A 10,884-nucleotide genomic window follows, 5' to 3' on the forward strand; every position below is an offset into this window, starting at 1 on the left:
ATACACGATCGCCATTAACAATACGATATGCGACCCTGAAATCGCCAACAAATGTACAAGACCAAAGTGTTGATATTGCTCTTCAACTTCAAATGTCATTTGTTGTCTATCACCAAATACTAATGCATTTATAAAAGCACCTGATTGCTCTGGAAATATTTCTGTAACTCCCGAGATCGCTTGTTGTCTCCAAAGAAGAATCCATTGCACGAGTGACAACGATGTTTTATGGCATTCAGAAATATATGTAGCCTTCAATATGAAATGAATATTTTGCTTATACAAATAATCACGATAATTAAAACCATGAAAATTCCGAGCTATTGGTGGTTCTTTCCTCTCACCTTCGAATACACATGATACTCCTGCATGTAATTGTCGCAGTTGTTTCTTTTCCGAGGCTGATTTAATTTTGTAGTTTAACTGCACTATATTTTTATTCTGATCTTCAACTTGAAATGATAGGCGATCCCCATTAACAAGAGGTGTATTGTGTATCACCCCTCTTGTAGCTTCGTAGGACTCTCCTAGAGGCTTGTTTTGCTCTTGAACATACGTAGTGTACATAGCGCCACTAAAACACGCTATCATACAATAAAGGAAGGTTTTATGCGAAGTACGATATAAATAAAAGAAAACATACAGAACGAGACAACAAGTCAGCAATAAAACTGAAGTGGAAAAGGCAATTGCAATCCCTATGATAAATGAGATTGCAACATAGCCCCATTGTCCATGCAACTTATACTCACTCCTTATAGCATCATTTTTACTTTCGTGAATACATGCTGTAATTCTTCCATTGATAAGTTCTCTTTTTCTAAAGATGCAAATAGTTCTTTTAACTCCATATGACGCTTTTGATCCTCTAATGCCGCAATATCATATTCTAGCGGAACGTGTTTTACCTTTACATTCGCTTTTTCAAATAACTCTACTGCATATGGATGATTTTTATAGTCCTGTGCATAATAAACTGCCGTAATCCCACTTTGAATAATTGCCTTACAACATTGCAAACAAGGGAAATGTGTAACATAAATTTCCGCTTCCTCCGTTTTCACACCAAACTTTGCACATTGTAATAAAGCATTCATTTCGGCGTGAATTGTACGAACACAATGATTATCAATAACGTAGCATCCATCATCTATACAATGCACACCACCTTTAATCGAACCATTATATCCACCAGCAATAATTCGTTTATCACGAACGATTGTCGCTCCTACTGCAAGCCTTGTACATGTACTACGTAAAGATAGCAAGTGGCTTTGCGTCATAAAATATTGATCCCATGAAATTCGTTCCATCTTTTTCACCTACTTTTTTGTCTACTTGTAGTGTAGCGAATGAGGAAAAACTTCGTCAATCTTTTACGGAATAATAATTTGATCTTTTATTTTTTCCAATGACTTCACACCGATCCCATCAATCTCTAACAAATCTTCTATTTTCTGAAACGGACCATGTTCCTCTCGATATTTCAAAATACTTTCTGCTTTCCGAGAACCAATGCCTGTAATTTTTTCAAGTTGCTCTTTAGAAGCTGCATTTATTTGAACTTTTCCCTCCCCCTTTGAAACAGCAGCTGCTTCTTGCACTTGTTCGTTTTTATTCGGTACATAAAGGATCATTTGATCTTGTACCATTTGTGCTAAATTTACCTTCATCCTATCTGCCTCGGGCAAAAAACCGCCTGCCTTTTCAATGGCATCCTTGACCCGATCCCCTTCTTTCATTTCATACACCCCTTCTTTAACAACAGCCCCTTTCATGTCAATTACAATTATTTTTTTCTGCTCTTTTGTATCCGATATTTTCGGTTTACTTTTTTTCTCTATCTCTTTCGATTGCACATCCGTTGCAATGACTGACCGCTCTGTATGCTGGTTCGTTTTCCAAAAAAGAAGAAAAAGTACAGTTCCAATAATAGCTACTAACCCTAACCATTTCTTCGGAAAATCCCACATCATTTTTCACCTCTAATCATAAAGTTATAACATCATTCATATTGTTTAGGAGAAAGCTGTTACGAAGGAGGGATGAAACATTGAACATAGGAATTATAGGGACAGGAAACATGGGGAATATACTAATCGACGCATTTTTAGAAACCCGTGCTGTCAAACCTTCGTGCCTTACAATCATTAATCGAACGCCCGCCAAAGCATATCATATAAAGGAAAAATACCCTTCTGTTCATATAGCCAAAACTATCGATAAGGTAATCGAACGATCACATCTTATTTTTATTTGCGTAAAGCCGATAGATATATACCCGATCCTACAAAAATACGCTGAACATTTTTCTGATGAAAAGTGCTTAGTTTCTATCACAAGTCCAATATCTCCATCACAATTAGAGACACTTGTACCTTGCCACGTTGCACGTATTATTCCGAGCATTACAAACCGTGCCCTGTCTGGCGCATCACTATTTACATTTGGAAGTAAATGCTCTGAAGAGTGGCAACAGAAACTATTTCGCCTATTCAAAAACATTTCTACTCCCCTTGTAATAAAAGAAGATATAACACGCGTTTCATCTGATATAGCAAGCTGCGGTCCTGCATTCTTTAGTTATTTATTACAATGTTTCATTAACGCTGCTGTAGATAAAACAAATATTACACATGAAGAAGCCACTACTTTAGTAAGTGAAATGGTCGTTGGAATGGGGAAACTACTTGAAAAAGGGATTTTCACATTGCCTACTTTACAAGAAAAAGTATGTGTTAAAGGCGGCGTTACAGGAGAAGGCATTCGTGTTTTAGAAGAACATGTTGGGGATATGTTTCATAAATTAATTGAGCGGACACACGAGAAATTCGATGAAGATTTAAAATGCGTTGATCAGCAATTCAATAAACACACATAATAAATACGTCATCGTCATTCCAAATCCTTTTTATAAATGCTTACTTTTTTTCATTACAATTTCACTTAAACTAGCATTTTCACAATTCACGTATAACACCTTCTTATTATGCTAGAACGAAAAGTACCTCTTCTTTACAAAACAAAAGCAACCTTCTCGGTTGCTTTTGTTTTATCCGTTTTTCTTCGCCATGAAGAAAATACGCTCTGTTTGTTCTGTAACTTCAAGTCGCTCAAAGTCACCAGTCACTCGAAGCACTGTAAAACCAGCTTCTTCAAGCCATTTCGTTAACTCTTCAACCGGATATGCACGTTGCACGTGACATTCGTCAAAACGATGGTACACATCTTCTTCCGGGTCTTGAACAAAGAATGTTAAATCATGTTCTACACTATTTGATTCTTCACCAGGGAAGCAATTCCAAATAAGAGATATTTCTTCTCCATTTACTGTGTATGTTTCATTTTGAAATACATGATGTATTTTATATAAAGAATGTACATCAAATAAAAACAAACCATCTTGACGTAAATGGTGAAACACTCTTCGAAATGTTTCTTGTACTCCATCTTCTTGCAATACATAATTTAATGAATCACAAAAGATCGTTACACAGTCAAACTCACCTGGAACATCAAGCTCTCGCATATCTTGTTGGTAAAAAGGAATAAAATGTCCTTCTCCACCTAGTTTTTGCTGAGCGACCGTTAACATTTCTTCTGAAAGATCGACACCGATTAAATCGTAACCCTTTTGTACAAGCGGAAGTGTTACATTACCAGTACCGCATGCTACATCAAGAATCTTCGCCTCTTTCATATCCGCTTGTTGTAAACTTTCCTCTGTGAATTCCACCCATTTATCATAAGGAACATCATTCATTAGTTCGTCGTACAACAATGCAAATTGTTCGTATTTCATTGGTCTAGCTCGTCTGTAATATCTTCACGCGGCACATCGCCCCAAAGACGCTCTAAATTATAATGATTACGCTCATCTTTATGGAATACATGAGCAACTACATCTCCAAGGTCAACTAATACCCAACGTGCTTCGTCAAAACCTTCCATACGTTGTACGTCGATTTGGAACTCATGTGCTTTTGATTTAATTTCACGTGCAATTGCTTGCACTTGCTTGTCTGAGTTACCGTGACAAATAATGAAATAATCTGCAATTGGTGAAATACCTTGCATATTTAGGACAACCATATCTTCTGCTCTCTTATCATCAGCTGCTTTTGCTGCTAATACTAATAAATCTTTATCTTTCATTTACTCATTTCCTCCTTGATAACTGCGTTGTATGTTTGGAATGTTAATGGATAAATCGTTTGATTTTTTTCCATTAAAAATTGAATTGTTCGCTTTAACGCAAATAATAAAGCTTGATTTATATCCGTATATGCGAGTTTACGAGCTTCTTCCACCCCTGGAAACTTTCGCCCAGGCTCAATGTAATCAGCTACATAAATTACTTTATCTAACATCGTCATGTTCTCATGACCACTTGTATGATATGTAATAGCTTGCAGGATTTCGGGATCCGTAATGCCTACTTCTTTTTCTACTAAGTATGCCCCAACAGGTGCATGCCATAACTCTTTGTTATAACAAAGTAAATCTTTCGGCAAAGCTTCACTTTTAATAATCTCTTCCATCTCAGAAATCGCTCTACACTTCGCATAATCGTGGAATATAGCTGCAACTTCAGCCTTTTTTTCATCCACACCGTATAACTTAGCAAGTTCAATTGCTGTCTCCATTACACCAATTGTGTGTATATAACGTTTTTCATGCATTTGTTGTTTGACAATATGAAGTGCCTTCTCACGATTCATACAACCCATTCCTCTCGATATACACCTGTACTTTTTCAGGAAGTAAATATTTACACGTTCTCTTCTCTTTATATCTCTCACGCAATAAAGATGAAGAAACCGCAAACTCCGGAATTTCCACAGTGTTGATAGGATAAGGTGTACGCAATGTATAACCAGGTCTTGTAACCCCAACAAACGTTACAAGATCTAGTAACGCTTCAATGTTATACCACTTCGGCAAATACTCAACCATATCTCCACCAATAATAAAGTGAAACTGCACATCCGGATACTTCTTCGTCAATTGTAACATAGTGTCATACGTATAAGATGGGCCCTTCCTGATTAGCTCTTCTAAACAAATAGAAAAATGTTCCTCTGCCTCAGTCGCAAGCTCTAACATTTGTAAACGATTTTCTACACTTGTAATGTTCCGCCCTTGTTTATGCGGTGGAATTTGGTTCGGTAAGAACCATACTTCTTCTAAATTTAAAGCGTGATATACTTCATTCGCAATTAGCAAATGCCCATAATGTGGCGGATCAAATGTACCGCCAATGATGCCAATTTTCCTCAAAAGAAACGCCCCTTCCTTTTACGTACAGCAACTCTCTTCATTCCTATCCGAAGAGAGTTCACTGTTAATAAAAGTTCAATTGGTTTCGCTCTCTACATCATTACACACTAGCGATAAAAATAGCATATGCTTGTCTTTTTATCGAGGAAGCTTAATTTGCTTATTTTCTCTAGATTCTTTGTATAAAACGATTGTACTTCCAATTACTTGAACGATTTCAGCACGTGCGCCTTTTGCAAGTTCTTCTGCAACTTCACGACGATCGAATTCACAGTTTTGTAGCACACTTACTTTAAATAATTCACGAACTTCTAAAGTATCTGCGATTTGTTTAATCATATTTTCATTTACTCCGCCTTTTCCTACTTGAAAAATTGGTGTTAAATGATGTGCTTGTGCACGTAAAAATCTTTTTTGTTTTCCTGTTAACATGTATGTTAGCCTCCAAGCTTTCTTATAACTAATTGTTTCATTCTATCGATATTCGGTACACGCCCTGTCCACATTTCAAATGCAAGCGCTCCTTGGTAAACAAACATATCAATACCATTTTGAACCACTGCGCCTTGCTCTTTTGCCTCACATAAAATTTTCGTTTCAAATGGATTATAAATGATATCTGATACAATCGTTCCTTTTTTTAACGAAAAAATTTGTAATGGCGTATGTTCAACGCGTGGATGCATACCTATTGTTGTCGTCTGAATGATAATATCATAATCCCCTTGTTCTTCTGTTGCTTTTTCTAGTGATAAAGCAACAGAATGAACAGTAGCCGTACACGCAGCAATAAGTTCTTTCGCCTTATCTACTGTACGATTAGCTACATCAATCTCTTTCACACCTACATCAGCAAGAGAAAAATAAATAGCTCGACTAGCACCACCTGCGCCAAGCAATAAAATACGTTTCTCTTGAAGCGGTTCACCACTAATTGACTGCAGCGCTCGGACAAAACCAATTCCATCTGTATTGTAGCCAATCAATTTCCCATCCTTATGAACCACTGTATTTACTGCACCAATTTGTTTTGCTAGCGGGTCAATCTCATCCAAATAATCCATAATAGCAACTTTGTGCGGAGTTGTTACATTAAATCCTGAAATACCTAATGCTTTTAAACCTCTTACTGCTTCCCCTAGCACTTCCTCTTTAACAAGAAATGCATGATAATGGGCATCCATATTCAAGTGTTCAAATGCATCGTTATGCATAACGGGTGATAATGAATGTCCAATTGGATTTCCGATTACACCATATAATTGTTTCATAAATCCCTCTCCATATTAAATTAAAGATTTACGCAATGAAACACTTACTCCTTTTGGTACGTGTGCAACAATTTTTGCTCCCGATTCGTTTACCGTAACCCATCCTAATCCAGAGAATACAACATCCGTTTTTGGTTCACGAATATTAAATTCGTATTTCACTAAATCTGGCATATTTTCTAATTCTTCTGGTGTTGGCGGGCTTAGTAAATCCCCAGCATGATTTTTATACAATTCATCTGCTTTCTCAAGCTTTGTACGATGGATTGTTAAACGATTCGAGAAGTGACAAGTAAATGCACGACGACCACCACTTACATAATCAAAACGTGCCAATCCACTAAAGAATAATGTTTGTTCTTCATTTAATTGGAACACCATTGGCTTAATTTCTTTTGTTGGTGTAATAAGCTTTAAGCTTTCTTTTCCAACATAATGAGCCATTTGATGGTGGTTAATAATACCTGGCGTATCATATAAAGAAGATTCTTCGTCTAACGGAATATCAATTAAATCAAGTGTTGTTCCTGGGAAATGAGATGTTGTAATTACATTTTCAGTCTCATCACTAAATTCTTTAATCATACGATTAATAAATGTTGATTTCCCTACATTCGTACATCCAACAACGTAAACATCTTTTCCGCCGCGGTAATACTCAATAGCATCTGCCAGCTCAGCAATCCCTTGTCCCTTTGCTGCACTAATTAAAAAGACATCTTCCGGCTTTAATCCTAGCTGCTTTGCACTATAGCGCATCCAATGCTTTACTTTATCATGTTTTACTGACTTAGGTATTAAATCAGCTTTATTTCCAACAAGTAATACTTTATTATTTCCCACGAAACGATGTAAGCCAGGTAACCAGCTACCATTAAAATCAAAAATATCTACAATCTTAACTACTAATGCATCTGAATTTCCAATTCCGTTTAGAATACGTAGGAAGTCATCATCTGTTAATGATACATCTTGAATTTCATTGTAATGCTTCAAGCGAAAACAGCGTTGACAAATTACTTGTTCTTTCTCTAAAGATGAGGCAGGAGCATATCCTACTTCATTTTTATCTTCTGTTTGAATTTCTACACCGCAACCAATACATTTAATTGTTTCAGTCAAACTTTATTCCTCCCAGTTAATTAAACCTTTTTTCTTCATATTTCTCATAATTCTTCGTTCAATTTTTCGATTAAAGCGCGTTACTAATCCGTCCGTTTGTGCTACCGGTACAACTAAAATCGTATGAAGTCCCACTCGGTTTCCACCTAAAACATCCGTTAGTAACTGATCTCCAATTACTACAACTTCATCTGGTTGCAGGTGCATCTCTTGTATCGCACGCTTAAACGCGCGAACAAATGGTTTACGCGCACTATGAATAAATGGAATGCCTAATGGATCAGCAAAGTCTTTCACACGTTGCTCATTATTATTTGAAACGACCGTTACTTGAATGCCTTGCTCTTTCATTTTCAAAAACCATTCTTCAAGTTGCGGCGTTGCATTTGGACGATCCCACTCAATTAACGTGTTATCTAAATCAGTAATGACACCTTTAATTCCACGTTTTTTCAAATCTTCTGGTTGAACATGATATACATTTTTCACATATTCATTTGGTAAAAATAGCTTCAATTTCTTTCACCTCTTTGAGGAGTTTTCACAAAAATTTTTCGACAACATATTTCGATATATGACCTGTGGATAAAATTGTACACATTTTCCACATTAATTTTCCAGTCAATTTGGAATTTACTAACAATCTATACACATTTTATCCACCTAGGTATGTGGATAACCACTCGTTTGTGACTGTCATATTTTTTTGGTACATTAAATGCAACAACGAATCAATCCTTAAATTATTAGGAGGTGACTCACCTTGAAAACAAAACATATGGAACAGTTATCTACTGAGTTACTCACTGAGTCTTATTATAAAGCAAAAGAACTAAAATTAAATCCCGACTTCATTTTACTTATAAAACAAGAAATGATTAGACGCTCATTAGAGGACAAGCTTGTCAAATCGTCTTGATTACATATAAAGTTAAATTTTAACTAGCTAACTTGTAAAAAGAGCCATCCTGCGATGGCTCTCGAATAAACAAGTACTCCCATCTAGGGAATTTCATCATTAAGCATCTTTGTCCATAAAATGTTTTCTTTACTTATGAGCCAATCGAGTAGCAATTTTTTCACCAAGACGAAGCTCTTGTCCACTCTTCAAATTCTGCACTACTTCTATCATATCTTTTTCAAACAATAACACAACTGTTGAACCAAATGTAAAGTATGCCATTTCTTCACCTTTTTGAACAGTGTCTCTTTCATGCAGCAGCTCAATACTATTAACAAACATAGCTCCTACTTTTACAAGCGCCATATGTTCACCGTCACTATTTACTTCTGTAACAGAGCGATAATTTTTTGACAATGGTTCTTTCCCGTATTCCATACCAGCTGCATTTACCGGATATGATTTTCTACCGAGTACAAATCTTTCAGTCACAGAGCCAGAAAGCGGACTATGAATACGATGATAATGACTTGGGCTTAAATAAATAACCATGTATGTACCACCTGCATATCGCTGTGCACGTCCTTCATTACCTAGCATATCCACGATTGAATAACGCTTTCCTTTAATATCAAATGTTTTTGTGTCCTCAATAGGACCGTGATCAGCAAAAACACCATCAACAGGACTAACGATACTCGATGCATCTGTATCAATACTACGCTTTCCTTCTTTTAGCTTACGCGTAAATAGTTCATGCAATGTTCTGTATTCCTTCAAACCCTTTTCCATCTCATCTTGATTAATTTGAAAAACTTTCGCATACGATGGAATAATGATAGAGCTCAAACGAGATTGTGCAAATTTACGTAATATATAAGAAGTAAAACGACCATTTGTAAGTTCGATCATAAGTCGATATAATGTACGTCGCAAATTGCGAAACCTCCTAATCAGTCTATAACTTTAGCTTCCCCTTCTTTTCCTTCTATATCATATGTAAAATTGGTTCTTATTCCCACATATCATATAGAACTGCCATATTATACATGCGGAAAACTAAGCATGGTATTATTCTTAAATTGTTTAGCACCCTCTAATATTACAGATAGAATCCGTCATTTTCAACAGTGAACATAGATTTCTTCTGAACACAACTCTTTTTCTTTCCTTATTTCCAAAAAGAAAAGCAGCCCATTTTAACATAAGGCCGCTTGTAATATACATTATTCTTTCGCTTTTTTCTCTTTCTCAGCTCTTACAAATTCGTGGAACATTTTCATTAAAGCGCGCTTTTCAATTCTTGATACGTAGCTTCTGGAAATACCAAGTGCCTTGGCAATCTCTCGTTGCGTTTTCTCCTTATCAAGCCCCAGTCCAAAACGCTTCACGATTACTTCTTTCTCTCGTTCGTCTAAAATATCGATATACTCTTTAATCTTTTCTAACTCCATACTAAGCTGGATCATATCAATTACATCTTCAGACTCTGATTTTAATATATCAATAAGCGATATTTCATTCCCCTCTTTATCTTGCCCGATTGGATCATGAAGTGAAACGTCTTTTTTCGTTTTTTTCAGTACACGTAAATGCATCAAAATTTCATTTTCAATACAGCGTGCTGCATACGTCGCAAGTTTTGTGCCTTTTCCTGCCGAATAGCTCTCGATTGCTTTAATGAGCCCAATTGTACCAATTGAAATTAAATCTTCTGCATCTTCCCCTGTGTTTTCAAATTTTTTAACGATATGAGCTACGAGCCGTAAATTATGTTCAATTAACAGATTTCTCGCTTGAGCATCACCTTGCTCCATTAACTCTAAGTACTTTCTCTCATCATCTGACGATAACGGCTGCGGGAACGCATTATTCTTCACATAAGAAACAAAGACAAACACTTCTCGAACCATATATCCAATTGCGGCGAATAGACTCAAACCTTTCACCTCCGCCAAAATAGTGGTCTTTACTATGTGTATGTGGGCGTGAGGTTGTTTGTGTCTGTACGATATAAATATGGAATCCTTAGCTTTTTGTCGAACGAAATACGTCTTTCATACCTTGAATATTTTTTCCAATGTATTACAATATGTAAGATTCCAAAATTTTGAAAGAGGTGTTTTCATGCGATACGCTACGTCACAAATTAGAAACCTTGTAATACTCACATCATCATTTTTCTTACTTTCAGCTTGTGGACAACAAACGTCTCCTACAAAAACCGAAGCTACTAAACAAGATACTGCCGTATCAAAAGACAGTACAAAAACGGAAGATAGCCAAAAAACTGAAGACAGCCAAAAAACT

General features: G+C 36.3%; 15 protein-coding genes and 1 pseudogene. 3 read left to right on the forward strand and 13 right to left on the reverse strand.

Annotation, left to right across the window (positions count from 1 at the left end):
* The 3 genes from MR113_RS25520 to MR113_RS25530 form a co-directional block, all read right to left on the reverse strand.
* Positions 1-741 (reverse strand): ComEC/Rec2 family competence protein (locus tag MR113_RS25520; RefSeq protein WP_242257292.1); only part of this gene is annotated, 741 nt, incomplete at its 3' end.
* 14 nt (positions 742-755) lie between these two features.
* Positions 756-1,313 (reverse strand): ComE operon protein 2, encoded by a 558-nt coding sequence (locus MR113_RS25525; protein ID WP_242257293.1) that lies wholly within the window; start codon positions 1,311-1,313, stop codon positions 756-758.
* Between the two features lie 63 nt (positions 1,314-1,376).
* On the reverse strand, positions 1,377-1,976 hold the full coding sequence (locus MR113_RS25530) for a helix-hairpin-helix domain-containing protein (protein WP_242257294.1): 600 nt from the start codon (positions 1,974-1,976) through the stop codon (positions 1,377-1,379).
* A gap of 77 nt (positions 1,977-2,053) precedes the next feature.
* Between MR113_RS25530 and comER the strand changes: the two genes are divergently transcribed.
* Positions 2,054-2,881: a late competence protein ComER gene (comER, locus tag MR113_RS25535; protein ID WP_242257295.1), complete on the forward strand. Its 828-nt coding sequence runs from the start codon at positions 2,054-2,056 to the stop codon at positions 2,879-2,881.
* A gap of 171 nt (positions 2,882-3,052) precedes the next feature.
* Here comER and MR113_RS25540 read toward each other — a convergent pair whose 3' ends face one another.
* The 8 genes from MR113_RS25540 to MR113_RS25575 form a co-directional block, all read right to left on the reverse strand.
* Positions 3,053-3,802 carry a class I SAM-dependent DNA methyltransferase gene (locus MR113_RS25540; protein WP_000873065.1) on the reverse strand — a complete coding sequence of 250 codons (750 nt, stop codon included), beginning with the start codon at positions 3,800-3,802 and terminating at the stop codon, positions 3,053-3,055.
* The gene (gene rsfS / locus MR113_RS25545) at positions 3,799-4,155 is read right to left on the reverse strand and encodes a ribosome silencing factor (RefSeq protein ID WP_000653203.1); all 357 of its coding nucleotides are present in this window, start codon (positions 4,153-4,155) and stop codon (positions 3,799-3,801) included. The genes MR113_RS25540 and rsfS overlap by 4 nt, the downstream gene beginning before the upstream one ends.
* Positions 4,152-4,721, reverse strand: coding sequence for a bis(5'-nucleosyl)-tetraphosphatase (symmetrical) YqeK (yqeK, locus tag MR113_RS25550; protein ID WP_242257296.1), 570 nt, complete (start codon positions 4,719-4,721; stop codon positions 4,152-4,154). The genes rsfS and yqeK overlap by 4 nt, the downstream gene beginning before the upstream one ends.
* Positions 4,711-5,280, reverse strand: a complete 570-nt coding sequence (gene nadD, locus MR113_RS25555; RefSeq protein ID WP_242257297.1) for a nicotinate-nucleotide adenylyltransferase — start codon at positions 5,278-5,280, stop codon at positions 4,711-4,713. The genes yqeK and nadD overlap by 11 nt, the downstream gene beginning before the upstream one ends.
* Positions 5,281-5,418: 138 nt before the next feature.
* Positions 5,419-5,712 (reverse strand): ribosome assembly RNA-binding protein YhbY, encoded by a 294-nt coding sequence (gene yhbY / locus MR113_RS25560; RefSeq protein WP_046957575.1) that lies wholly within the window; start codon positions 5,710-5,712, stop codon positions 5,419-5,421.
* A gap of 5 nt (positions 5,713-5,717) precedes the next feature.
* The gene (gene aroE, locus MR113_RS25565) at positions 5,718-6,551 is read right to left on the reverse strand and encodes a shikimate dehydrogenase (RefSeq protein WP_242257298.1); all 834 of its coding nucleotides are present in this window, start codon (positions 6,549-6,551) and stop codon (positions 5,718-5,720) included.
* A gap of 15 nt (positions 6,552-6,566) precedes the next feature.
* Positions 6,567-7,673 (reverse strand): ribosome biogenesis GTPase YqeH, encoded by a 1,107-nt coding sequence (gene yqeH, locus MR113_RS25570; RefSeq protein WP_242257299.1) that lies wholly within the window; start codon positions 7,671-7,673, stop codon positions 6,567-6,569.
* A gap of 3 nt (positions 7,674-7,676) precedes the next feature.
* Positions 7,677-8,189, reverse strand: a complete 513-nt coding sequence (locus MR113_RS25575) for a YqeG family HAD IIIA-type phosphatase (RefSeq protein ID WP_000765308.1) — start codon at positions 8,187-8,189, stop codon at positions 7,677-7,679.
* Positions 8,190-8,436: 247 nt separating this feature from the next.
* On the opposite strand from MR113_RS25575, the gene sda reads away from it, so the two are divergent.
* Positions 8,437-8,592 (forward strand): sporulation histidine kinase inhibitor Sda, encoded by a 156-nt coding sequence (gene sda / locus MR113_RS25580; protein WP_000850097.1) that lies wholly within the window; start codon positions 8,437-8,439, stop codon positions 8,590-8,592.
* Between the two features lie 129 nt (positions 8,593-8,721).
* Here the strand turns inward: sda and MR113_RS25585 are convergent, their stop codons facing one another.
* Positions 8,722-9,510 (reverse strand): phosphatidylserine decarboxylase, encoded by a 789-nt coding sequence (locus tag MR113_RS25585; protein WP_242257300.1) that lies wholly within the window; start codon positions 9,508-9,510, stop codon positions 8,722-8,724.
* Positions 9,511-9,800: 290 nt separating this feature from the next.
* The gene (sigK, locus tag MR113_RS25590) at positions 9,801-10,514 is read right to left on the reverse strand and encodes an RNA polymerase sporulation sigma factor SigK (protein ID WP_000051382.1); all 714 of its coding nucleotides are present in this window, start codon (positions 10,512-10,514) and stop codon (positions 9,801-9,803) included.
* A 187-nt stretch (positions 10,515-10,701) separates the two neighbouring features.
* On the opposite strand from sigK, the pseudogene MR113_RS25595 reads away from it, so the two are divergent.
* Positions 10,702-10,884 (forward strand): annotated as a pseudogene (locus MR113_RS25595) (hypothetical protein); the annotation flags it as partial.

It is taken from the genome of Bacillus cereus group sp. BfR-BA-01379 (assembly GCF_022663605.1).
In the GTDB taxonomy this organism is placed as follows: domain Bacteria; phylum Bacillota; class Bacilli; order Bacillales; family Bacillaceae_G; genus Bacillus_A; species Bacillus_A mobilis.